Origin of the sequence: Bacillus sp. FSL M8-0350 (assembly GCF_038593345.1) — a bacterium.
Taxonomy (GTDB): domain Bacteria; phylum Bacillota; class Bacilli; order Bacillales; family Bacillaceae; genus Bacillus; species Bacillus safensis.
The window spans coordinates 1191997-1214049 of record NZ_CP151985.1; the positions used below are offsets into that span (position 1 = coordinate 1191997).

Annotated in this window: 20 protein-coding genes and 2 pseudogenes; 11 read left to right on the forward strand and 11 right to left on the reverse strand. The window is 35.9% G+C overall.

Annotated features, from left to right (window positions below; genetic code table 11):
* Nucleotides 1–102 precede the first annotated feature (102 nt).
* The 6 genes from NSS80_RS06035 to NSS80_RS06060 all read right to left on the reverse strand — a co-directional run bounded on the left by NSS80_RS06035 (nt 103) and on the right by NSS80_RS06060 (nt 5989).
* Nucleotides 103–1500: an aldehyde dehydrogenase gene (locus NSS80_RS06035; RefSeq protein ID WP_041117173.1), complete on the reverse strand. Its 1398-nt coding sequence runs from the start codon at nt 1498–1500 to the stop codon at nt 103–105.
* Nucleotides 1497–1847 (reverse strand): metalloregulator ArsR/SmtB family transcription factor, encoded by a 351-nt coding sequence (locus tag NSS80_RS06040; protein ID WP_052470346.1) that lies wholly within the window; start codon nt 1845–1847, stop codon nt 1497–1499. Before NSS80_RS06040 ends, NSS80_RS06035 begins: the two co-directional genes overlap by 4 nt.
* A gap of 423 nt (nt 1848–2270) precedes the next feature.
* Nucleotides 2271–3506 (reverse strand): NADH:flavin oxidoreductase/NADH oxidase family protein, encoded by a 1236-nt coding sequence (locus NSS80_RS06045; RefSeq protein ID WP_041117175.1) that lies wholly within the window; start codon nt 3504–3506, stop codon nt 2271–2273.
* A gap of 52 nt (nt 3507–3558) precedes the next feature.
* Nucleotides 3559–3906, reverse strand: a complete 348-nt coding sequence (locus tag NSS80_RS06050; RefSeq protein ID WP_052470347.1) for a metalloregulator ArsR/SmtB family transcription factor — start codon at nt 3904–3906, stop codon at nt 3559–3561.
* Nucleotides 3907–4399: 493 nt separating this feature from the next.
* Entirely contained in the window at nt 4400–5032 is a 633-nt protein-coding gene (locus NSS80_RS06055) for a LysE family translocator (protein ID WP_041117179.1), read from the reverse strand.
* 372 nt (nt 5033–5404) lie between these two features.
* Entirely contained in the window at nt 5405–5989 is a 585-nt protein-coding gene (locus NSS80_RS06060) for a recombinase family protein (RefSeq protein WP_041117181.1), read from the reverse strand.
* Nucleotides 5990–6175: 186 nt separating this feature from the next.
* On the opposite strand from NSS80_RS06060, the gene NSS80_RS06065 reads away from it, so the two are divergent.
* The 3 genes from NSS80_RS06065 (at nt 6176) to NSS80_RS06075 (ending at nt 11538) form a co-directional block, all read left to right on the forward strand.
* A complete protein-coding gene (locus NSS80_RS06065) occupies nt 6176–9262 on the forward strand; it encodes a Tn3 family transposase (RefSeq protein ID WP_041117183.1) in 3087 nt (1028 codons plus the stop codon).
* 141 nt (nt 9263–9403) lie between these two features.
* Nucleotides 9404–10240, forward strand: a complete 837-nt coding sequence (locus tag NSS80_RS06070; RefSeq protein ID WP_041117185.1) for an SMI1/KNR4 family protein — start codon at nt 9404–9406, stop codon at nt 10238–10240.
* Between the two features lie 191 nt (nt 10241–10431).
* Nucleotides 10432–11538: a Rap family tetratricopeptide repeat protein gene (locus NSS80_RS06075; RefSeq protein WP_041117188.1), complete on the forward strand. Its 1107-nt coding sequence runs from the start codon at nt 10432–10434 to the stop codon at nt 11536–11538.
* Between the two features lie 382 nt (nt 11539–11920).
* Here NSS80_RS06075 and NSS80_RS06080 read toward each other — a convergent pair whose 3' ends face one another.
* A complete protein-coding gene (locus tag NSS80_RS06080) occupies nt 11921–12259 on the reverse strand; it encodes a helix-turn-helix domain-containing protein (protein ID WP_024424994.1) in 339 nt (112 codons plus the stop codon).
* 105 nt (nt 12260–12364) lie between these two features.
* Here NSS80_RS06080 and NSS80_RS06085 point away from each other — a divergent pair, with 105 nt between their 5' ends.
* Both NSS80_RS06085 and NSS80_RS06090 read left to right on the forward strand, forming a co-directional pair.
* On the forward strand, nt 12365–12748 hold the full coding sequence (locus NSS80_RS06085) for a RidA family protein (protein ID WP_041117191.1): 384 nt from the start codon (nt 12365–12367) through the stop codon (nt 12746–12748).
* A 131-nt stretch (nt 12749–12879) separates the two neighbouring features.
* A pseudogene (locus NSS80_RS06090) lies at nt 12880–13048 on the forward strand (peptidoglycan-binding domain-containing protein); the annotation flags it as partial.
* A gap of 51 nt (nt 13049–13099) precedes the next feature.
* Here the strand turns inward: NSS80_RS06090 and NSS80_RS06095 are convergent.
* From NSS80_RS06095 to NSS80_RS06110, 4 genes and pseudogenes are all read right to left on the reverse strand, one after another.
* Nucleotides 13100–13720 (reverse strand): LysE family translocator, encoded by a 621-nt coding sequence (locus tag NSS80_RS06095; RefSeq protein ID WP_041117193.1) that lies wholly within the window; start codon nt 13718–13720, stop codon nt 13100–13102.
* A gap of 304 nt (nt 13721–14024) precedes the next feature.
* On the reverse strand, nt 14025–14969 hold the full coding sequence (locus NSS80_RS06100) for an acetyl-CoA carboxylase carboxyltransferase subunit alpha (protein WP_041117195.1): 945 nt from the start codon (nt 14967–14969) through the stop codon (nt 14025–14027).
* A gap of 32 nt (nt 14970–15001) precedes the next feature.
* Nucleotides 15002–15448, reverse strand: a complete 447-nt coding sequence (locus tag NSS80_RS06105) for a MarR family transcriptional regulator (RefSeq protein ID WP_046310603.1) — start codon at nt 15446–15448, stop codon at nt 15002–15004.
* A 421-nt stretch (nt 15449–15869) separates the two neighbouring features.
* Nucleotides 15870–16288 (reverse strand): annotated as a pseudogene (locus tag NSS80_RS06110) (stress protein).
* A gap of 51 nt (nt 16289–16339) precedes the next feature.
* Between NSS80_RS06110 and NSS80_RS06115 the strand changes: the two are divergent.
* The 6 genes from NSS80_RS06115 to NSS80_RS06140 all read left to right on the forward strand — a co-directional run bounded on the left by NSS80_RS06115 (nt 16340) and on the right by NSS80_RS06140 (nt 21833).
* A complete protein-coding gene (locus tag NSS80_RS06115) occupies nt 16340–17170 on the forward strand; it encodes a sialate O-acetylesterase (RefSeq protein ID WP_342498445.1) in 831 nt (276 codons plus the stop codon).
* Between the two features lie 126 nt (nt 17171–17296).
* Nucleotides 17297–17956, forward strand: a complete 660-nt coding sequence (gene catA / locus NSS80_RS06120) for a type A chloramphenicol O-acetyltransferase (RefSeq protein ID WP_328699725.1) — start codon at nt 17297–17299, stop codon at nt 17954–17956.
* A 196-nt stretch (nt 17957–18152) separates the two neighbouring features.
* Nucleotides 18153–19265 (forward strand): Rap family tetratricopeptide repeat protein, encoded by a 1113-nt coding sequence (locus tag NSS80_RS06125; RefSeq protein ID WP_041117201.1) that lies wholly within the window; start codon nt 18153–18155, stop codon nt 19263–19265.
* Nucleotides 19255–19425: a RapH phosphatase inhibitor gene (locus tag NSS80_RS06130; protein ID WP_101677288.1), complete on the forward strand. Its 171-nt coding sequence runs from the start codon at nt 19255–19257 to the stop codon at nt 19423–19425. Before NSS80_RS06125 ends, NSS80_RS06130 begins: the two co-directional genes overlap by 11 nt.
* Nucleotides 19426–19873: 448 nt before the next feature.
* Nucleotides 19874–21517 carry a T7SS effector LXG polymorphic toxin gene (locus NSS80_RS06135; RefSeq protein WP_342498480.1) on the forward strand — a complete coding sequence of 548 codons (1644 nt, stop codon included), beginning with the start codon at nt 19874–19876 and terminating at the stop codon, nt 21515–21517.
* A 16-nt stretch (nt 21518–21533) separates the two neighbouring features.
* The gene (locus NSS80_RS06140; protein WP_034284276.1) at nt 21534–21833 is read left to right on the forward strand and encodes a contact-dependent growth inhibition system immunity protein; all 300 of its coding nucleotides are present in this window, start codon (nt 21534–21536) and stop codon (nt 21831–21833) included.
* The last annotated feature ends 220 nt before the right edge of the window (nt 21834–22053 follow it).

A 22053-nucleotide genomic window follows, 5' to 3' on the forward strand; every position in this document is an offset into this window, starting at 1 on the left:
AACCAATTAATGCTGTTTCTTTCTAAATACCCTCTAAACATCAATAATATATTTCTTTTCTCCCTTAATAGGCTCATTTCTACTTTCCTTTTTAAGGAGATTTTATTTCAAAAAGTGACGAGCCAATTTTAAGTTTTTGTCATTGTAAGGCGGGAACAGCAGCGGCACATTTATTTTAGTGCTAGTTTTAAGAAAGCTTTTTTCGTGTGAAAAAGTAGTAAAGCTATAATGACCGTGGTAAGCTCCTATTCCAGAGTTACCAACCCCGCCAAAAGGCAGTTCAGGGTTTGCCAAATGGGTTACGGTATTATTGATACTTACCCCGCCAGAGGAAATTTCCGTCAACACTTTTTCTTCCACTTGGTTGTCAGATGTAAAAAGATAAAGTGCTAGCGGTTTAGAGAGTTTGTTAATGGATTTGATCGCATCATCTAAATCACTGTACGTTAAAATGGGGAGCAGTGGACCAAATATTTCGTCTTCCATTGATGCAGATGTCCACGTAGCTTCGATCAATGTTGGTTCAATAAAACGTGTATTCGGATTCGTTGCTCCTCCGAAAATGATTTGATCTTTATCTTTTTCAAGAATGGTTTTTAAACGAGTAAAATGTCGATTATTAACAATACGACCAAAATCCTTACTATCTTCAATATTTTGACCATAGAAGGCTTTAAGATTTTGCTTCATTTCGTTAATCAGGGCTTTTTTAACATCTTCATGTACCACAAGATAATCAGGGGCAACACAAGTTTGTCCCGAGTTTAACGTTTTTCCCCAGATGATTCGAATTGCAGCAACTTTTACATCGGCACTTTTATCTACAATAACAGGGCTTTTTCCACCTAGCTCAAGAGTAACGGGTACAAGGTTTTTGGCGGCTGCCTCCATGACAATTTTTCCTACAGGAACACTTCCCGTGAAGAAAATATAATCAAAAGGTGCATTAATAAGGGATGTGTTCGTTTCAATTCCGCCTTGGACCGAACGTATATATGATTTGTCAAAAGTGGTTTCAATCATTTCTGTAATGACAGCTGAGACATTAGGAACCACTTCCGAGGGTTTGAGAACTACACAGTTTCCCGCTGCAATTGCTCCAATAAGCGGTTCTATCATAAGCTGAAATGGATAATTGAATGGACCGATAATTAATACTGTCCCATAAGGTTCATACCTAATCATGCTTTTTGACGGAAACAAGGTTAATGGTGTTTTTACTTTTTTTGGCTTTGCCCATTTTTTTAAACGCTTCATTGTATGGGTAATACTGTTTAACACAAATCCAATTTCTGAAGTGTAGGATTCAAAAGGATGCTTTCCTAAATCCTCTTGAAGAGCTTCAGTGATTTTTGACTCGTATTTAATAATTCCTTCTTTTAATATTTGTAATTGCTGCAAACGAAAATTTAAATCTTTTGTTTGGTTGGTATTAAAGAAATTATAATGCTCTTTAAGAATATCTGTAATATTTTCTGGTTTTAATTCTGCATTAGTCATGGTTCAACATCCTCCTTATTAATTTCTATATTATTTGAGGAACTATTTTCTACATCTTCTTCTAGATGACCCGTTAGTTCTTTTAATAAATTAATGGCATCTTGTAATGAAGGAGAATAAAATCGCTGAGTCCCTTTTTGCTGAACTTGAATCAAGCCTTGCTGACGTAAAAGCTTAAGATGATGAGAAACAGCGGGTCTAGAAAGACTTGATTGCTCCGCAATTTCATTTACCGTCATCTTACCTTGTTCACAAAGCTTAACAATAATTTTTTGTCTATGTGGGTCCTTTAAGGTTTCAAATACTGGAATACACTTTTGGAAAGTTTGTAACGACTTAGAACTCATATTGTCCCTCCATGGCAAAGTAATTGATAAAACGTTTAAATGTTTAAGAACTTAAACATTTAAACAGAGTATATAATATTGTATTTTTAATGTCAATTAGTCGGGTTTATTTTATACTCATATCTAGTCAAAACCTTGGATATTAGCATCTGTATAATTAATCTTTGAGAATTGATTCAAAAAGAATAATAAATATTAGAAGTGGAACATCATTAACTTTTAATGTTCAGCAACTTAAAAATGAGACTATGTTTGATGATTCGCTCTTCGAATGAAACAACTTTCTCATTCGACTCCCTCAATAGCAATATAATAAAAAGCAGCTAAATGACAATTCTGATCTCCTGCTATTGCAGCTGATTGTTTACGTATTTATTTTCAAACAGTAATGAAATTTAGATAAAAACATTACTATCTCTTTAACTAAGCTCTTCTCTTTTTAAAAACTTCTAAACCGTGATTAGTAATGTTCTGAAGTAAAGAAAACCAAGCATTATAATTAGGCTTCGGATTTCTTCTTTTACCTATGCGGACAAGTTGCTGAGCATACCAACCTAAATCTAACATAGAGCCGACTCTTGCATCTAACCATTTAACACCTGTTCTAATTGGCTTAATCTCTAATGTTTGATACGTACCTGCAAAAATACGATTTGGAAGATCAGGAACTACAACAAATGGTTTCCCTATACCAACCATATCCACTGCTCCACTTTTTATTGCGTCAGTCATACCTTCTTCTGAACGAAATCCTCCTGTTACAACTAAAGGAGCAGATACTATTTTTCTCGCGTTTTCAGCATACTCTAAAAAATAAGCCTCTCTAATTTTGGTACTATCATTAAGACTTCTTTCCATCATTACAGGGTTTTCATAATTACCTCCAGATATTTCAATTAAGTCTATGCCGACTTCTGACATTCTCTTTAATACTTGCATGGATTCCTCTTCTGTAAATCCTCCTCGTTGAAAATCAGCAGAGTTGAGCTTGAGTCCAATAGGAAATTCTCCCCCCACCTGACGGCGAATTTCATAATAAGTTTCTAACAAAAACCTCATACGTTTGTTTAAACTTCCTCCCCATTCATCCTCTCGTTGATTATGGAGAGATGATAAAAACTGACTAACTAAGTATCCGTGAGCACCATGTATTTGGACACCTGTAAAACCTGCTTTTTTTGCAATTCTTGCTGCGTTGCCGAAACGTTTAATGATATCTTTAATTTCATCTGTTGTAAGAGCTCGTGGTTTGTTAAACATGCCTGATACGTGGCCAGAAAGTGGTATTGCACTTGGCGCAACAGGAGTTTTCGATACGCTTCTTGGTGATTGTTTGCCAGGATGATTGAGTTGCATCCATAATTGTGTTCCATTTTGTGTTCCTGCTTTTGCCCATTTTTTTAACATATCTAAATCCCGTTCATCTTCAACTACTACATTTCCTGGTTCACCTAAAGCTTTTCGATCAATCATAACATTTCCAGTCACTAGTAGACCTGCACCACCTTTAGCCCATGCCTCATACAAAGTAACTAATAACTGTGTTGGATTATTCTTTTTAGTACCTAAAGTTTCACTCATTGCTGCCTTATAAAAACGATTTTTAATTGTTACTTTGTCAGATATTTTTAGTGGATTTCCTAAAATAGAACTTTTCATTTGTTGTCCATCTCCTTTTTTTAATACGAATCATAAAAAATTACTATCAAGATTACTTTGGAATATCCCAATAGTCTGTCATGTATTCTTCAATATGTTCTGTCAAACTTTTCAGCAAACTAATGGCACTTTTTGTTGGGTCTAAAAAGTAATAATTCATTGTTCCTTGACGATTAAGATTCACTACTTTCGCGTCTTTTAGGATCTTTATATGATGAGAAACAGCTGGACGAGAGAGATGTGTTTTCTTTGTAATTTCTCCTACTCGCATTCCTTCACAACCAGCGCTTATTAAAGTGATGATAATGGATTGTCTTGTTTTATCTCCAATTGCAGCCAACACTTCTTGACAATCTTCAAATTCTTGAGCTAATATATCTAGATTTCCAGTATTCTTCATAAGCATGACTCCTTAGTTCGAATGTTTAATCCTTTAAGCGAATTAATCATAACATATTATTTTTTTAAAAAAGCATTGGGAAAGAAAATCGAGACCATTAAATTTATTAATATGTTCAGTTATTAACATAAGTTTTCTAGTGCAAAGCAATCCTAAACTAGAGGATTTTGAAAGGATTCATTTCAAATGAAGGATTTGATTGGTTTAATTAACAAAGTTAAACGCAGGCTGTTGCCATACCCCTTAATGTTATTTTTCCCTGTGTTCCCCAAGCAACCCTTGTGTGAATTTTTTCACAAACTATAGAAGTATATTCATCCTTTTTAAATAAATCCCCAAAAAGAAACTGTATTGGTATCAATATTTATACAATTTTGTTAAACTTGCTTATTCCAGAAAAGGGCCATTTTGTTGAACAAGGCTGTTGAAAACTTAGTGATTCTGACAAGTAAAAAAACTCTTAGATTAGAATCTAAGAGTCTTAATAAGCAACCTAATTATGAGCCTTTTCTAGAGCTAGTTTTATACCAAAACCTATCAGTACAGTACCTGTTATTCCTTCAATAACCATTTGGGTCTTTGGCCTTTTCATAAAAGCACTAATCTGGTTAAGTAAATAGATATAGAACAAAAACCACACAACGGTTAATACGGTGTAAGTAATTCCCATAATAAGAAACGGAATGAAAGTATTGCTTTCGGAATCTACGAACTGTGGCAAGAAAGTTAAGAAAAAGATAGCTACTTTTGGATTTAGGATGTTTGTAAGAAAACCTTGTTTAAAACAAGATTTGCTCTCGTACTTATTTTCGGTAGTCATTTCTGTGGTTGCTGCTGTATTCTTGTTCCTTAGTGCCCATAATGTCTTAATACCTAGATAAACTAAATAGACCGCACCGACATATTTAAAAACAGAAAATAATAAGGATGATTTCACAATAATTGCTGAGAGACCTGCAACAGCAGCCAATGTATGAATGAGTAGTGCACAACTAGTACCAAACATCGTTTTAACCCCTCCTGTTCTACCAAGGGTGAGGGTATTCTTTGTAGCGATGGCAGTATCTGGACCCGGTAAAATAATCAAAAAAATACTCATAATTACAAACATATAAAAATTCTCCATGTATTAATCACCTCTCTAAATTTGATGACTTTAAAGTTATTTAACTTAATTTATCATATATATTTGGATAAGTAAGGTTTTCTAGAAATAATATTAATATTTTTTCTAGTAACGGGGCTTTAATGAAAGAAGAATTAATTGATTTTAAGATTGAGATCATGTTTTAGTTATTCCATTAAAGGGCGCATTTGTTGAATAAACAAAATAATCAAAGGCTGAGAATATGCAAGTTTTTATTCATTTCTTGCATATTCTCAGCTTTTTTATATTCAAAAAACATACCGCCAAAAACGACATCTTTTGAATACCAAATACAACTCTAGCATTCACTTAACACCGGTTTTATATAAAAATAAAAGATCCCTCGCTAAGTCAAGTCTTTCTAATTAAACCGCGCTTTTCAATCTCACGATATAACGTTGATTTTGTTACAGTCGTCCTTTTCTCGATCTGCTTAATGGTATATTCCCCCGTTTGCCAAAGCTCTATTGCATGATTTACTAGATCCTTGCTTTTTCCTTTCCGTCCAAACTTGACCCCGTTTTCCCTCGCTCTGATCTTACCTGCCATCGTTCGTTCACGAATGAAATTCCGTTCCATTTCCGCAAACAATCCCAAAAGCGTAACCATTGCCTTGGTCATGATATCGTTGCTTCGGCGTGTGTCAATTCCATCCGATAAGCATACGAGATGAATCCCCCTCTCCGTAAATGATTCGTAGGTTTTCAACACGTCTGAGATGGACCGTCCCATTCGATCCAATTTGTAACCAACTACTGTATCACCAGGTTGCACTACTTCAAGAAGTCGCTTAAATTCTTTACGTTCATTTATATTCTTGCCTGACATTTTTTCACAAAATAATTCATCAATACCGTATCGTTGCAATTCTTCAATCTGTACTTCTAAATCTTGATGCGCAGCTGACACGCGAGCATATCCGTAAAGCTTCCCCATTTGGCTTCCCCTTTTCGGTGTATTTTCCTCTTGATTATAGCCTTATATTTAGGGAGAATAAATAGGGAACGATCTAAAGTAAGAAAAACGGGGTGTCTGGCAGGTTCCCTTTATTCTCAAGTTTAGGGAATTAAACGAGCCATACATGCCAACAATCATGAATCTCTATCATAGGAAAGGGCGAATATGGATATTGAAAAAAATACAACGAACCAAAACCGGTTAAAAATTCTTAGGGAAGAAGAAATAAAGATTATTTATGACAGACCTATTTTCACCTATGAAGATCGCTGTCAATATTTTTTCCTCTCTCAACCAGAGAAGGAGTTACTAGATACATTGCGTTCTGTTAAGTCTCGGGTCTACTTCATCCTACAGCTTGGCTATTTTAAAGCCAAACACTTATTTTTTACATTTGACCTCTATGAAGTAGAGGAGGATCTTCAGTATATTTTACAGGAGTATTTCAATGTTAGTGAGATCAGTGATTTGAATTCGATTGGTAGATTTACCAGGCTTAAACAGCAACAATTGATTCTTGAACTGTTCAACTACCGCACTTGCGATGCGGAAGAACGGCGTAAGATGGAGGAAAAAGCTCAAAAAACGGCAACCTTTTGCAGTAAGCCCATTTATATATTCCGAGAAATCATGAATTATTTATCTAAACACCGCATTGTTGTTCCTAGTTATAGCTTTATGCAAGATATGATAGGAAAGGTAATTACTCATGAGCAAAATCGGTTAATCGCATTGATGCAAAATCATCTGAATCCATCTGATATCGAAGCGTTGAAGCGATTATTAGAAGATTCTTCAGGGCTATATGAAATCACCCGACTGAAACACGAACCGAAAGATTTTAGTGCCACTGAAATTAAGCATGAGATAAATCGAGGCAAACGAATACAAGACTTATATCAAGTCACTCAGAAATTGTTACCTGAGATAGGCATTTCTAATGAAAGTATCAAATACTATGCTTCATTAGTGGATTATTACTCTGTTTTCAGACTCAAACAATTGAATGAATGGATCAGCTACGTGTATTTATTATGTTTTGTCTACCATCGCTATCAGAGGATGTATGACAACCTGATCAATACTTTCACATATAGAGTAAGACGCTACACGGATGAGGCGAAATCAGTAGGAAAAGAACGAATGTACGAATCTCATCTAGAAAGCAGTCAAGACATGAAGAAAGCGGGAGAAGTGCTTCAAATATTCACTGATGATCACATTCCTACGGATACTCCTTTTCAGGAGATTCAGAATCGAGCGTTCGCCATTTTGGAACGTCCAAAGTTGGCTACCATCGCTGATCAAATTGTTACCAATACCAAATTGGATGAAGTTGCTTTCCGATGGGAACACATTGATCAGTTGGCTCTGCAATTTAAGAGGTCTCTACGATCCATATTTTTGTTGGTTGACTTTGCAGCTCCTTCTCCTCATGATCCACTGATTGAAGCAGTTCATTTTATGAAGCGAGCTTTTAAGAAGAATAAGCCATTAGGGCAGTACCCTTACGATGCGTTTCCTCAACAATTTATCCCAGATGGAATGAAGCGATACATCTATCCACAAGACTCTTCTGGGCAGAGAGTGCTGCGGGCGGATCGCTATGAATTTTTCGTCTATCAGCTTTTACGAAATGGTTTAGAAGCAGGGGATATTTTTTGTCGGGATAGTATCCGATTTCGCAGTTTCGAGGATGATCTCATTGGCGATCTAGAGTGGCAACAGAAAGAGAAATTGCTCACTGATGTTGGTCTGAGCCTTTTCAATCAGCCGATTCAGGCTCATTTAGCCAAACTTGAGAAGGAACTCGAAGCTCGTATTACAGAGGTGAACCAGCGTATTGAATCTGGAGAAAATAAACATATCCAAATAAAAAAACGTGGTTCACATAGTCGTTGGACACTCCCTTATACTCGTGATAGTGAGTCGACGAATCATCCATTTTTTGGGTCGCTGAAGTCTGTTGAGATTATAAGTGTGTTACAGTACATCAATGAACATTGTCAGTTCTTTGAAGCATTTGAGCACGTCTTGGGGCGTTATGCGAAACAAACCCGAGAAGATCGAATCCTTGTAGCTTGTCTGATTGCCTGGGGAACCAATATGGGACTGGGGAGAATGGGAGAAATTTCGGATATTGATTACTCCACACTTGCTAGCACATCCGATAATTTTATTCGCTTAGAAACCTTAAAAGAGGCAAGTGATCGTATCAGCAATGCCACAGCCAAATTACCAATCTTTCAACATTACAATATAGAGGAAGCCATCCATTCCAGTAGTGATGGGCGAAAAGTGGAAACAAGAATCAGTACGATTAATTCTCGTTATTCTCCCAAATACTTCGGACTGAAAAAAGGGATTGTCTCTTACACGATGGTGGCGAACCATATTCCTGTGAATGCTCGAATTATCGGAGCGAATGAGCATGAAAGCCATTATGTGTTTGACATTTTATACAACAACACAACGGATATTCAACCTGATGTGCATTCCACCGATACACACGGAACCAATGAAGTAAACTTTGCTATTCTCCACTTTTTTGGATATCAGTTTGCACCTCGTTACAAAGATATTCATGAGAAAGTCAGTTCCTCTTTGTACGGATTCAAACATCCTAGCCAATATGGCGATGTGTTGATCAAGCCTGTTCGAAAAATCAACACCAAGCTGATTATGGAAGAATGGGAAAATATTCAGCGTATCATGTTATCCCTTGCCCTCAAAACCACTACACAAAGCGTCATCGTTAGAAAACTTAGTTCTTATACTCGTAAAAATAAAACTAAACGTGCCTTGTGGGAGTACGATAATATCATCAAAAGTCTCTATTTTCTTCTCTATATCGATTCTTTAACAGTACGCCGAAATGTTCAGCGAGCATTGAATCGAGGGGAGAGCTATCATCAATTATGCAAAGCAATATCCTATGCTAATTTTGGAAAGTTACGCTTCAAGACGGAACAAGACCAACAAATATGGGGAGAGTGCAGCCGCCTGATTGCCAATTGCATTATTTATTACAATGCTAGTATCTTGTCTAATATGCTGACTTACAGAGAAAAAAATGGACAAGATTCAGAGATGTTAAAACGGATCTCTCCAGTTTCATGGCAACACATCAATCTCTATGGTCGTTACGAGTTTAATAGTAACCAAGAGTTCATTAATATGAATGAGATTATTCAAGAATTAGCTCAATCAAAGGGGCTTCTAGAAAAAGTCACCAACATCTCATCCGAGTAAGTAATATTAGGAATTAAGCATCTCCTGAACCATTTCAATTCCGGGGATGCTTCTTAATGAACAATCTCGGGGGATATGCAAAAAACCCCAATATAAGTTCGTGTTGAAGTTTAGTTAAATGAAATTAGGAGGAAATAAACTTTGAAATCTTTTTGGGAAATAGACGAGGAAGGTTACTATACGTTAAAAAAGATCACCGCAGAAGAAGTAGCTAAGGCTGAAAAGAAACTAGGAGTCACTTTACCAGATACATATAAAAAGCTCATATTAGAACAGAATGGTGGTTATACAGTTCATAATGCTTTTCCAACCACTCACTCTAATTCATGGGCTGAGGCTCATATTCAATTTAATCATCTTTTGGGAATTGCAGAAGATGAGGGGATTATGGATAGTGCCTATTTAATAAAAGAGTGGGAGCTGCCAGAAGGGCTTGTTTTGATTAACAGGGATGGCCATACTTGGGTAGCGATGGATTATCGAAAAACGAAAGAGAATCCTGCAATTCATTATTTTGATGTTGAGATGGAAGAAGACTTTAAGTTAGCAGATTCCTTTGATGAATTCATTGAGGGGCTTTATACAGCTGAGTACACTGCCGATGAGGAAGCAGCAGAGGGTGAATATGAACTTTCTGAAGTTCATTTAAGTAAAGAAGAACTTGAAGCCATATTTGAATTGGACGTCCTTGATGAAGAGAATCTTTATAAAATTCAATACTACCCGATGGTTGATTTGAACGAAATTGAATGTTTTTTTAAAAAGATGCAATATCACATTGAAAATACAAGAGATGAAGATGATCTTTATGAAGTAGCTTCTGCGATTAACAACGTTCTCTTATTGAATCCCAATATGCCAATCAACGATAAAATTAATGGAAATCTAAATCAAATTGCTAAATTTTTAGAAAAAAATAAAGATCCACTTATAGTAAATCTCGGAGAACATATTGCTATGAAAACAAGTTTCCTTTAGTAAGCTTGGGCACAAAAAACAGGCCATACTAGTGGAAGATTTATTTGGAGTATCATCAAATAATAAAAGGCATACCAGAGAGGCGAATTCGTCTCTCTTTTTTGCGGTTTCTTTTCGGTGTGGAATATTCAAACGGATGATAATATATGTAATTATAGGGAAAATAAAGGAATGGATAGGGGGAGGTTTGTTTGGGAGAAAAAGTAGCAAGCCCATTTGTTGCTAAAATGATCGGTGATTGGTACGGATATATAAAGAAACAGGACATTCTAAAGGCTGAAAATAAGAGAAAAGAGATCGTAATAGCCTTTGAAAATATGGAAGAAGATCAAAATGTCTTATTATACTTTAACTTGATTGATTCCAGATACAAAATGTTGGCGCAGGAGTTTGAGGGATCAAAAGATATATTGAAGCAAATAGACATTGAAGAGAAGCAGAAAACGGATGACATGATTCAGTATTATTATTTCTTCTTCAATGGCATGTATGAGTTTTATAAAAAGCGCTTTTCAGACGCTATCAACTATTATCATATTGCAGAGACCCGACTTCGAAACGTTCCTGACGATTTAGAACGTGCTGAATTTAATTATCAGCTTTCGATTGCATACTACGAAATCGCACAAAATCATTTCTCCATTAACCACGCCAAAAAAGCTTTAGAAAGCTTTAAATCAGCAGATTTACAAGAGAGTCGGGTTGCTACTACTCTAATGGTAATCGCATCAAATAAGATGGATTTAAACCAATTTGTACAAGCTGAATCCACCTATAAGGATGCTATCAATTTAGCAGCAGAATCTAAAATTGATTTTCCACAAGCGCTAGGGTATTTCAATCTTGGGATATGTTATGAGCGTCAAGGAAAGCTTCAGCAAGCTTTAGAATGTTTACAAAATGTCTTTTCGGTTGAATTAAAAAAGCCACACAAACCACTGTATATGAGAACAAATTACATGTTAGCGCGTGTACTCTTCCAGTTAGATAAAAAAGCTCAAGGGCTGGATGCACACAACGAGTCACTCATGTTAGCGAATGAATTAGCTGACAATGCGTATATTGCTAAGTTAAATATCATACATTCAATATATGTAACAGATGATGAAATTCAGCTCGACGCAGCTCTTGATGTACTGAAAAATCAAAAACTTTGGACAGATGCCGCAGAATTGTCAATTATGGCAGCAAGATTTTATAAAAAGCAGGATAATTACAAACTGGCATCAAAATACTTTGATGAAGGTTTGGAATCACAGGCCAAAAAATTGACATGGATGGAGGAGGAAGCTGAATGAAGCACCTGAAAGTTATGATATTAAGCCTTACCTTATTAATGGGGATCACAACCACTGTACATATAAATTCCTCAAATGATTTTCAAACCGCAGAAAACGGCTACTTTGGTTAAGCATGAAGTCTATTAATAAAAAAGCCCTTTTTGGGGGCTTTTTTTATTTGAATATTATCTGCTATTTTCATTGCTGTTTCAATTGATCAAAACACAACTTCAAAACGTATAGGCAAAATAAAAATAGACCCTGCAAGGTCTGTTTTTATGGGGACGGATGGGGCCTAATCATTACTATCTTTTTCATTAAGATTAGAAGTTCCCTATACGCTCCATTGCTTTATCAAAACCTTCATAGTCAATACTTGAATTATCTATACAAAAAGAATTTAATTACTGCGATTTTTCTCTCCCCAATCACATAACTGTTCTAAAATTGGTAAAAGTGTTTCTGCCTTATCTGTAAGACTATATTCCACTTTAGGGGGGACTTGTGGATATTCCTTTCGTATAATCATCCCATCTGCCTCTAAATCTTTAAGTTGTGCACTCAATGTTTTAAAGGTAATCGTTCCAAGTCTCCTTTTCATATCATTAAAGCGAACGGGTTGATTTTCCGAAAGGAGATACAGAATTAGCATTTTCCATTTGCCTCCTATAACTGATAAAGTATATCCAAAAGGTGTCTCTTGGATATTACCCGTTTTTCTATAATCGGCCATACTCATATTGACACTATCCTTTCTGGTAGTAACTATCTAAATAGTGCGTACTTTTTTTCTCTCTATATTCATTTTATACTTACTTTACTTTGAAATAAAGGAGAGAAAACGATGACTAATATTAAAACCTACAATCACAATCTATGGGATCACGGTATTACCCAAGGATATAGCGTTAAAGGAACAATCTACATTTCAGGTCAATTTTCATACGATAAAAATGGTATGTTCGTTGGTAAGGAGAATATTGAAGCTCAGACTCTGCAAACATTTGAGAACCTTGATCGGGTATTGGTGGAATTGGGAGCTACGAAAAACAACATTGCATATGTGGAAATTTTTCTTACAAATCCACAAGAACACTCAGAAACGGTCATAGATCTATTCAAGGAATACTTAGGTCAACACAGACCAGCTGGCAGTCTCATTGGTGTGACATATCTGGCTTTCCCAGAGCAATTGATTGAAGTCAAGGCTATCGCACACACTGATTAAATATGTTATCATTTGACCAATTCTCAATATCAATACAAGGGATAGAATAAGGATTCGAGCCAAACCATCTATGATGATTAAAATGAACAAACTATGCTAGAGTAATGCCTTACAGTATTTTTCTAACCTCAAAAGGTAGCCGAAAAAATGGGATAGACGGCTACTTTGGAGCAAAAATAGAAAATGCGGTCAAACGATTCCAGCTCTTGCATGCTTAGAGCTGATGGTATCTATGGTCCGAAGACAAAAGCAGCTCTTCAAAAAGCATTGAAAATAAGTAAAACCCCCTGTCCTGTGTAGGATAGGGGGTTTTTATGTTTTAAATGATTTAACTCTACTTGTGGTCAAAATTTAATGTTTTGGATTTGTAAACAAAAGTTTTACACCAAAACCTACTAAAACTAGTCCTGTTATTCTGTCAATGGTCATTTGAACTTTTGTTGATAATAGGAATTTCCTGATGTATCCAAGCAGAAATACAATCGTCGTAAACCACAGTATAGATAATAGGGCATAAATAGAGCCCATAATGACAAATTGAAGGCTAGTATTGAACTGTGGTGTAACGAATTGAGGTAAAAACGTTAAAAAGAATATAGCAACCTTTGGGTTTAAAGTATTTGAAATTAAACCTTGTTTAAAAGCTGATTGTTTTGGTACTACAACATCATGAAAAGATGTATCGTCTTTCTTTTTCTTGTTGATGAAAGAAGACACGCCTAGATATATAAGATAAATAGCACCTAAATACTTAATGATTTCAAACGCTAAGGCAGACTTCATTAAAATTAAAGAAAGTCCAAATGCTGCGGCAAGTGTATGAATGAGAGCGCCAGATGTAAGACCTAATGCCATCTTCATCCCATCAGATTTTCCTGTTCCGATGGTTCTTTTAGTAATTAACGCAAAATCAACTCCAGGAGAAGCAACGACAAATAAGGTAAGAAGAAGGAAAGTCACAAAGTCATTCATCTCCTCACATCCTTTCAAAAGTGATAATACATACTAACGCAGAAACATTTTCATTGCAACATGAGAGTGCCTTAATTAGCAAAAACATCGAACTAATGAATAAGTAAAACCCTTGGCCATAAAGGTCAGGGGTTTATTTCGGTGTTTATTTTTCAGGAGACGTTTTTCTGAAATCCTTATTCACTATGTTTGATCCCAAAAAAACAAAGGCTCCAAAAGGTGTGTCCAGTTTAAGAGGTTATTTGCAAAATATATAGACTTTTTGCGAGAATCCTCCGAAATGTAATACGGACTTTAAATTTTTTCATTTATAATTCTCTATTTGTCTATACTTTTCATATCGCTGTTGTATTAGCTCTTCCGAAGATAATGGTATCAATTTTTTTAGAGATGATTCGATTACAGATTCAATCATTTTTGCCTGTGATTTTATATCATTTTGTGCTCCACCTTTCATTTCAGGAATGATTTCATCAATAATTCCTAACTGTTTTAAATCTTTTGCTGAAATTTTCATATGTTCAGCAGCTTCTGGAGCATACTTAGCGTCCTTCCATAGGATAGATGCTGCTCCTTCTGGCGAAATTACTGAGTACCATGAATACTCTAACATATGGATATGGTTACCGACACTAATGCCAAGAGCTCCACCACTTGATGCCTCTCCAATTACAATACAAACAATTGGCACTTTAAGTGTAGTCATTTCCAATAGATTTCGAGCTATCGCTTCAGAAATTCCACGTTCTTCAGACCCTTTCCCTGGATAGGCGCCTATTGTATCAATAAATGTAATAATAGGGCGATTAAATTTATCAGCTTGTTTCATAAGTCTTAGCGCTTTTCTATATCCTTCTGGATGTGACATTCCAAAATTTCTTTCTATATTTTCCTTTGTACTTCTACCTCTTTGATGACCAATAACCGTAACGGGCATTCCTTTAAATTTTGCAATACCACCTATCATTGCTTTATCATCACCATATAATCGATCACCATGAAGTTCGAAAAAGTTTGTAAACAATAAAGGTATATAATCCAATGTCGTGGGCCGGTTACGTAGCCTTGCAATTTGAACTCGTTGAAAAGGTGTAAGATTAGAATAAATTTCATCTTGCATTTTATTTAAACGTTTTTCTAATAAATGAATTTCTGACGATAAATCTACATTATTTTCTTTCATTATTTTCTTTAATTCATCAAATTTCTCTTTTAGTTCAATAATAGGACGTTCAAAATCCAAGCTCATTTTATCCTCCAAAGGTTATGATTTACCTCACTCTAATCAAAAGACTTAGAAATAGAATCAATAAATAATTCAAAACCATCCACAACTATTTTTTGTTCTGATTCTGATAAATTATTGAGGATACGTTGATAAAATGTAAGGGATTGTTCTCTTAAGCGATTAACAGTAATGTGTCCTTTTTCTGTGAGGTGCAGAAAAAGTTCTCTTCTATTTTTTTCATTTACTTCACGATAAACAAGCCCCTTTTTTACTAACTTATCTACTAATCTACTTACAGTTGAAGTCTCTAATCTAAGTTTATTGGATAGTTGCCAAACAGTTAATTTTTCCGCCTCTAGTTCCTCTAACGCCATCATTTGAGAAGTTGGTAGAGGTTTTTCAAATGGTCCATTGGGCAAATTTTGAGATTCAAAAACCCCAGTTATTATAATCATTTTCTTAATATCTGTTCTTAGTTTTAAGGCATCTTCTCTTTTCACAAAGGTCACCCTCCTACTATTAATGTATAATACATCAATTGTATTGTACATGAATATGATTTTTTCACAAGCTTAACGTAAGCCAATATTCAGGAATGCACAGTATTGCAGCTGATCGAAACACAACTTCTCAAAACGTATAGGCAAAATTAAAACAGACCCTGCATGGTCTGTTTTTTTATGGGGGCGGATTGGGGACGAACCCTTTCAGTTTTCTTCAAAAATGCACATTTTTTATCGGAAAGGCTCATCATAGAACCTTATTAAATCAGTCTTTTTCAGGGAAGGTCTGTTTGCTCAGGATAAGGTCATTCACCTTAACTGGGTAGAGGTGACGGTTCGATCCAACAGAATTAGAGACCATCGTAAAGAACCCTTCTCTGTTAAAGATTAAAGAAGCAATAAGTAAAAAAATATGAAACTATTTTATTTCCTCATCCATCACTTTCTTATATTTCTCAAACTCAGAATCCTTCATTTCTCCGTTCATTTGTAACAGGAAATTCCCTTTTGAATATGTGTGAGAGAAGAACATAGATCCAGCATTTCCTAACTCATCATAATAAGATTTGGCCTGGTTAAGGTCAGTTTCATTTCCAAATTTAAAAATCCTTCCACCAGCATTTTCACCTAAAGAAGGAATGAGAATCCTTTTTCCTTCTTCTCTTATATTTCCAAACTCTTTTTGTTCAAGATCAGTTGGTTTTTCTGCTTCAAGCCCAGCACTTTTGAAAGCTTCAATCACGTTGTCTGTGGTGGCTGTTTTTTAGTAGATGCTGCACTGCTACAAGCTGTTAACAATAATAAACATGTAAAAAATAATACAAAATATTTCTTCAACCTTCAGGTGAATACACATTTGATAAAATAATTAGCGAGGGGGAGAAAGATATGAAGTCATTTTTACTAATTGGACAATCAAATATGGCGGGGCGCGGCTTCAAACATGAAGTTCCTCCGATTTATAATGAAAGGATCATGATGCTGCGAAATGGTAGATGGCAAATGATGACTGAACCCATTCATTTTGATAGGCCGGTAGCTGGCGTAGGACTGGGGGCTTCCTTTGCGGCGGCTTGGTGTAAGGATCATGAAGTAGAGAAGATTGGCCTTATTCCTTGTGCAGAGGGTGGCAGTTCCATTGATGAGTGGTCGCCGGATGAAGCATTATTTCGTCATGCAATAAGTGAAGCTAAATTTGCAAAGGAAAGTAGCGAATTGGCAGGGATATTATGGCATCAAGGAGAAAGTGACAGCCAAGATGGGAAATACAAAGAATACTATGAAAAAATACTAAGATTATTTCATGAACTAAGAACTGAATTATCCGTACCTAACATTGAGCTTGTAATAGGAGGTTTGGGTGATTTCTTGGGAAAGGCGGCATTTGGCGCAGGATGTGTGGAATTTTCACTGATTAATGAGGAACTTCAAAAATATGCACATCATCATGAAAATTGTTATTATGTTACTGCGAAAGGTCTTATACCTAACCCAGACGGAATTCACATCAATGCGATGTCCCAGAGAATATTTGGTATAAGATATTATGAAGCATTTCGAAAAAAAGAACATATACATGAGCCAATAACAAATGAACATGAGTTAGTGAATGAATGTCATAATAGAATGAATACCTCAGCAGAGAAAACATATATAGCACTAGAACAGTTCACGTTAGGGAAGATGACTTACAAAGAGTTGCTGCAGGCTTTATCGTAGGTAAAACTCATGGTAGACTTTGAATGGACAGAAACACATATCTCTTGAAAGGATGATTGTGGTGGTGAAAACAGATAAAGTCTCCTCCTGAATACAGTAAATCACACATTCAGGAGGAGATAAAAAATGTTTAAACAAATAGATGAAAATTATCCGAGAAAAGAGCACTTTCATCATTATATGACGTTAACTCGATGCTCATATAGTCTGGTGGTTGATCTAGACATCACGACATTGCATTCAATATTAAAAGAAAAAAAGCTAAAAGTATATCCTGTGCAAATTTATTTGTTAGCAAGGGCTGTGCAAAAAATACCGGAGTTTCGGATGGATCTAGTGAACGATGAACTTGGTCACTGGGACCTTCTCCATCCTAGTTATACGATTCTAAATAAAGAAACAAAGACATTTTCAAGTATTTGGACGCCTTATGACGAAAACTTTGCTCAGTTTTATAAAAGCTGTGTGGCCGACATTGAAACATTTAGCAAAAGCAGCAACCTATTTCCGAAACCTCATATGCCAGAAAACATATTCAATATTTCAAGTCTACCGTGGATTGATTTTACTTCTTTTAACCTTAATGTATCTACAGATGAAACTTATTTACTGCCGATATTTACGTTAGGCAAATTTAATGTGAAAGAAGGAAAAATCATCTTGCCAGTCGCCATTCAAGTACATCATGCTGTTTGTGACGGCTATCACGTCGGTCAATATGTGGAATATTTGAGATGGCTTATAGAACATTGTGAAGAGTGGTTAAATGATTCATTGTATACTTAATTTTCAAAAGGTGTAGTCATTTGATTTTTAGAAAAAAGCAGACTTTTGCAGAGTCTGCTTTTTCTGTTGTGAGAAGAAATATGTAAAATCACGGTTACTCAATTGTTCTTTTTGCGGTTTCTTTTCGGTGCCTTGAAAACTTAAACATGTGATAATAAATGTAATATAAGGGAAATTAGTGGAAGGGGAATAAGGGATGGAGAAAGTTCTTTCTTCACATGTAGGTGTGAAAATAAATGAATGGTATAAAATGATTCGGCAATTCAGTGTTCCAGATGCAGAAATTTTGAAAGCGGAAGTTGAATGGGAAATAGATAGGATGGAAGAAGATCAGGATCTTCTTATCTATTATCAATTAATGTGTTTTCGACATCAACTTATGCTTGATTATATAAAACCTTCATTCGATCAATCAATTTCCGCGCTAGTCGATAAAATAGAGAATTCTAACCATCAACTGTCTGGAATGTTGCAATACTATAATGCCTTTTTTAGAGGCATGCATGAATTCAGTAAGAAAGAGTATGTACAAGCCATTCAATATTATAAGATTGCTGAGAGGCAGCTGGCGCTTGTTGTAGATGAAATTGAACAAGCAGAATTCCATTTTAAAGTTGCTGAAGCATATTACATCATGAAACAAACTCATGTTTCTATGCACCATATTATAAAAGCCCTAGAGATTTATGATCGTTATGATCTTTATAAGGTGAGAAAAATTCAAAGTCTATTTGTGATCGCAGGAAATTATGATGATTTTAAACGATATGAGAAGTCGCTCCCCCACTTACATAAAGCACTAGATCTTGCTGAAGAAATAAATGATCAAAGATTAATCGCTAAAACTTATTTGAATCTTGGAAATACGTATGACAGGCAACAGGATTATATTAAAGCTGCTTCCTTCTATAAAAAAGGGTTGGATAAGATGACTGAAAACAATGAAGATATTAAACCAAGATTATTTTTTAGTTTAAGTTGGACTTTGTTTAAAAGTGATAAAACAAAAGAAGCACTTGAATATATCGCTAAAGGAATAAAAAGTGCAACAGCAGAAAACAATCTGTTTTATAAAACATTGCTCAATTCATTAAAGACAATTTATGTAGATGAAGGTATTGAAAATGTACGAAAAATGTTTAAAGGGTTAGAGGAAAAGAAGTTGTATCCTTATATTGAAGAGTTTGCTTTAAGCCTTGCAAATCTTTATGAAAAAAGGAATGATTCGGAGAGGGTAGCAGATTATTATAGAACTGCCATAGAAGCTCAAACCGAAATCCAAAAAGGGGAGTGTTTATATGAATATTAAAATGAAGATATTGATTAGCGCCACTTTATTGGTAGGTGCTGCTTGCCTAGGTTCTTTTAATTACTCACAAGAATCAACTGATCGAAATACCACTGTATTTCCTCAAAAAACCGATCGAAACACGACGATGATCGATCCAAATTCAACATTTGAAAACTAATAGGCAAAACTAAACAGACCTTGAGGGTCTGTTTTTTTTAAATGGGGACAGATTGGGGACGAACCCTTTCAGTTTTTTATCAGAAATGCACTTGCACATTATAGAACCTTATTAAATCAGTCTTTTTCAGAAAACGTCCGTTTGCTTCGGATGAGGTCATTCACCTTGATAGGGTAGAGGTTGGAATCATCTTTGAAACTCTTGCGTAGCAGGTTTTTTTTGTTTTTCTGTCAACGAATGTTCTGTTTCTTTTTATTGTCGACAAACTTTTATCTACTAAAATTGTTTTGAGTGTTTTTAGGAAGAGATAGATATCACTTATTAAAAAACAAGTAACCATAAACACTAGAAAGTACTCTAGGTCTTGTTTTTGTGTCTTTAATCCTATTTCATGACAAACCCTGTGTTGGTAAAATTGACCTTGTCAATGAATAGGAAGGAGTGAATTCTGCTGGGCAAGATACTTGATGCAAAAGCACTAACAAGTGCCATGGACACAAGGGCAAAACACTATCAGGAACTCCGCGAACAAATGATAGATTTAAAAAAGGCATTACAAGGTGTTGCCAACCTCGGTGATGATTTCACTGGGAAAGGTGCAGATAACATTAAAAGTTTCTATAAAGAGCTCGCTGGAAATGTAGACATGTTTATCAGCTTCATTGATAAGCAAAAAGCCTTTCATGAAGGTGTTTCTGGGACACTGGATGATACGAGCTTTGGCGGCGATACCTTTGTAGAAGAACACTTTTTAGACAACGCAGTACATATGGGCATCAAGAATGCCAAAAGCATTGTGAAGGATCAAAAAAAGGCACTCAAAACGATTTTTCAAGACATTGATGACCTCATTTCCCTAGAGGTATTTGATAGCCAAACCTTTGATGAAAAAATAGAAGATGCGGAAGATGAACGAAAAAAGACGGTCAAAGAACTAAGAGAGCTTGATCAAAATTTAAAAGATGAATATGCTTTGTCAGAGACGGAACAGCAAGCTACAATGGCATTGTACGCTGAAATGATGAATGCGACAAATGACGGAAAAGCGATTTCGCCTATGAATTTTGACAAGAAAGCGTATCAAAATAGCGACATCTACAAGGCAAAGAGCGATATTGAGAAGCAAACTGCTGAATATCTGAAAATCAAAAAAGAACAAGAAGAAGCCCGCAAGATCGCAAAGGAACAAGAAGCCCTCGCCAACCGCCCTTGGTATGAAAAAGCCCTCGATTATGGTGGAAACATCGTGAATGAACTGACTGGCGTGAACGATGCAAAACGTGCCGCAACGGGCGTTGATCCAATCACAGGCGAGGAACTCACCGCAGGCCAGCGTGTCGCGGCAGGAGGCATGGCAGCGGCCGGCTACATCCCTATCGTTGGCTGGGCAGGCCGCATTTTCAAAGGCGGAAAAGCTGTCTATAAAACGACCCAAGCCACATCAGCCGCAGTCAGGGCGGTCGATATTTACAAGACATCACAAAAATCCTTTGACGCCCTAAAGACAACCCAAAAAGGTTTATATGGCCTCACCGCCACCAACGGCTTCAGCGAAGCGATCACAGGCCGAGACATGTTTGGAAACAAGATCTCGAAAGAACAGCAGGAAGCGAGTATGAATGCGGCGCTGGGGATGCTTTTACCGTTTGGTGCAAAAGGGTTTCATGGTAAGATGGGAATCAAGAAAGGTGAGAAAAATCCTTTATCTCCAGGTAATGGGTTAGCTACACATGAATCCAGAGGTGGGCACTTAATAGAGAGACATGTTGGGAAAACAGATGAAGAACTATTAGAAAGGCTGAAAAGTAATCCTAAAATCACGGGTTCTTCTACTTTTAACGATAGAATGACTGCAGAAAGAGTTGCTGATTCAGTTTTGGGTGATCCGAAGAGTGTTGATAAAATACAAAAGTGGTTATCCGACCCCAACAGTAGACCTACATTACCATTAAAATATAAGGGTGATGGAGAGGTAATTGGAAGAAGTGTTTCGAGAAATTCAGAAGTAGTTGAGAATGTTACAAATGCAAAAATTATACTGAAAAAAGATGAGAATGGCGGTTTTATTTTAACAGGATACCCTGTTAAATAGAAAGAAGGATGATAAAATGAATGAGAGTTACAGTTATTTAGAGGAGTTAGAAGATTTTTTAGGTGGGACATTTCATCAGGATATCGATTCACCAGAAGAAGCGTTAGAGGAGTTTATTCATGAAGCTACTAAAGAATGTCTGCTGTCTACTATAAAGGATTGTCAGGATTTTTTGAATGGTACTTTAACAATAGAAGAAAAAGAAAGCTTTATCGAAAATAATGCAGAAATCTATTTTCCGGCGATCTCATTAAATCCTATACAGTGGTTTAATAAAATAGTAGAGGAAATGAAAGAAGCAGTGAAAATGAAGTAACAAAATGATCCTTGATCGGCTAATGCCTTTCAAGGTTTTTTGTGTCAATTGGTCATCAAATCAAGAAAAAGGGGATCTTTTTTCTATGCGGATCATCGTATGATATAGATAAACAAATCGAACGTGAATATTTTGTCCAGAAGGAATAACCTGAGGATGCTGGCATTGAGCACTTTAAGTGCCTGGTACTTGGCCACTCCAGCCAGATCTTTTTTATATC

Coding starts and splice junctions, on each gene's coding strand:
- NSS80_RS06035 (WP_041117173.1), bottom strand. CDS start 1,500: ATGACTAATGCAGAATTAAAACCAGAAAATATTACAGATATTCTTAAA.
- NSS80_RS06055 (WP_041117179.1), bottom strand. CDS start 5,032: ATGGAGAATTTTTATATGTTTGTAATTATGAGTATTTTTTTGATTATT.
- NSS80_RS06100 (WP_041117195.1), bottom strand. CDS start 14,969: ATGAGCTTGGATTTTGAACGTCCTATTATTGAACTAAAAGAGAAATTT.
- NSS80_RS06065 (WP_041117183.1), top strand. CDS start 6,176: ATGGATATTGAAAAAAATACAACGAACCAAAACCGGTTAAAAATTCTT.
- NSS80_RS06085 (WP_041117191.1), top strand. CDS start 12,365: ATGACTAATATTAAAACCTACAATCACAATCTATGGGATCACGGTATT.
- NSS80_RS06140 (WP_034284276.1), top strand. CDS start 21,534: ATGAATGAGAGTTACAGTTATTTAGAGGAGTTAGAAGATTTTTTAGGT.
- NSS80_RS06060 (WP_041117181.1), bottom strand. CDS start 5,989: ATGGGGAAGCTTTACGGATATGCTCGCGTGTCAGCTGCGCATCAAGAT.
- NSS80_RS06125 (WP_041117201.1), top strand. CDS start 18,153: ATGGAGAAAGTTCTTTCTTCACATGTAGGTGTGAAAATAAATGAATGG.
- NSS80_RS06050 (WP_052470347.1), bottom strand. CDS start 3,906: ATGAAGAATACTGGAAATCTAGATATATTAGCTCAAGAATTTGAAGAT.
- NSS80_RS06040 (WP_052470346.1), bottom strand. CDS start 1,847: ATGAGTTCTAAGTCGTTACAAACTTTCCAAAAGTGTATTCCAGTATTT.
- NSS80_RS06130 (WP_101677288.1), top strand. CDS start 19,255: ATGAATATTAAAATGAAGATATTGATTAGCGCCACTTTATTGGTAGGT.
- catA (WP_328699725.1), top strand. CDS start 17,297: ATGTTTAAACAAATAGATGAAAATTATCCGAGAAAAGAGCACTTTCAT.
- NSS80_RS06080 (WP_024424994.1), bottom strand. CDS start 12,259: ATGAGTATGGCCGATTATAGAAAAACGGGTAATATCCAAGAGACACCT.
- NSS80_RS06095 (WP_041117193.1), bottom strand. CDS start 13,720: ATGAATGACTTTGTGACTTTCCTTCTTCTTACCTTATTTGTCGTTGCT.
- NSS80_RS06045 (WP_041117175.1), bottom strand. CDS start 3,506: ATGAAAAGTTCTATTTTAGGAAATCCACTAAAAATATCTGACAAAGTA.
- NSS80_RS06115 (WP_342498445.1), top strand. CDS start 16,340: ATGAAGTCATTTTTACTAATTGGACAATCAAATATGGCGGGGCGCGGC.